At 43.0% G+C, this 1,580-nt stretch carries 1 protein-coding gene; it reads right to left on the bottom strand.

Going from position 1 to position 1,580, the window contains the following annotated elements:
• Positions 1-314: 314 nt before the first annotated feature.
• Positions 315-1,469 (bottom strand): IS110 family transposase, encoded by a 1,155-nt coding sequence (locus tag JIG37_RS06820; protein WP_138519617.1) that lies wholly within the window; start codon positions 1,467-1,469, stop codon positions 315-317.
• Positions 1,470-1,580: the final 111 nt, after the last annotated feature.

The following is a 1,580-nucleotide window of genomic DNA, read 5'->3' as shown; positions in this document are numbered from 1 at the left end:
GCGTTGGTATGACTCCCACAGTCAAGTTAAACGCACTGATCCTTGCCTAACTTTTTAAGCCATAATTTCTTCAGCTCGAATTAGAGCGAGTTAATACATAGGATGAAGCAAGTAATGTCGTCGGTTTTCATGCTGATATTCGTTGGTTATTACTATTTCTAGTAACAGAGCAGACCTTACTTAGTTCGTCGTGGCACCTGTCTTCAGTCTATGTTCGTGGTTCAATGCTGCGTTAGCTGCATTGCCATCCTAACGCCCTCGGTGGTTGTGCCACACCCGATGCTTGACCCAATGCATTAACTCTAATTCGTTCATCATGCAGGTACTCTTGCTAATCTTAGTTTTGGATCAACAGGTGTCAGTACCACTTCTTTTGCTATAGCCCAGATATACGCGATCATTTCTCGCGCAATTGCTGTGACTACAAGGTTATAATGCTTTCCCTTACTGATTAACTTTTTGTAGCGCTTGCAGAGCCTAAGTTGTGCTTTCCATGCGATATCAATAATCTGCTTTGGCAACCCTTCTTGTCGTTTTTGCATATCTGTGGAGATATTAGCGGCATACCTGTATGTGTGCGCACCTTCAATAAGGAGGCGTCTAGCCCTACCATTGCCACATTTTGTTATCGCACCGATATGACGTTTTCCGCCGCTTGAGTGTTCACTAGGTACAAGACCAAGGTAACTCATTAGTTTACGAGGGTGGTCGAAGCGCGATAAATCGCCTAGCTCAGCAATAACACCTGCTGCAACTAATAGACGAACGCCGCGCATCGCTTGTATTGCTTTTACGACAGGGTAATAACGCCATTGATGAACATGGTGTGTTAATTCATTATCAAGACGCTCTAAACGTGCCATTCTTTCAGATATTGTTTGTATAAATTCTTGTAAAACAAGTTGCTGTGCTGGGTGAGATAATACAAGCTCTGTAAGCCAACGAAGGTGTTTGAGCGACCAGTTAGCAGTGCCAGCATAATTTATATTATTACGCAGTAATAGCGCTTTAAGTTGATATTTGGCGTCTTTTAAATCTTTCATGGCAACTTCACGGGCGCGAGATAAATCGCGAACAGCTTCATCTTCCGGCTCTGGCACATAAATAGGTGTAAGGTCTTCTGTTTTAAGTAGCTTTGCGAGCTTCATGGCATCACGTTTATCGGTTTTAACACGTTCACCTGGTTTTTTAGGAATGAGAGAAGGGGCAACCACATAGCAGCAATGACCAAGGCTAGTGATTAACCGATAAATCCAGTAACCGCAGGGGCCAGCCTCATAGACAAAGTGAAGCGTTGCATCAGGGTATTTAGATTCAAAGTGACGAACTAGTTTTTTAACGGCTATTTTAGATGATGGCGCTCTACCAAAGTGCACAGGTTGTGCGCCTCGATGGTCTTCAATATAGGCGACTTCATTGAATTCTTTATGTGTATCAAGTCCGATAAAAAGTATGCTATGTTTGTTCATGCTAGCCTCTGCTGTTTAGTTATTTGACAAACTAATTATGGCTCTGGCTTTGTCATTAAGCTAACCCACGAAAAGCGGAGGCTAGCACCGTGTGGGAGTCATTATGTCTAT

Origin of the sequence: Pseudoalteromonas sp. bablab_jr010, from assembly GCF_016464105.1 — a bacterium.
In the GTDB taxonomy this organism is placed as follows: Bacteria; Pseudomonadota; Gammaproteobacteria; order Enterobacterales; family Alteromonadaceae; genus Pseudoalteromonas; species Pseudoalteromonas simplex.
Note: the sequence above shows the minus strand (reverse complement) of the source record. Positions and strands in the feature narration are given on the sequence as shown.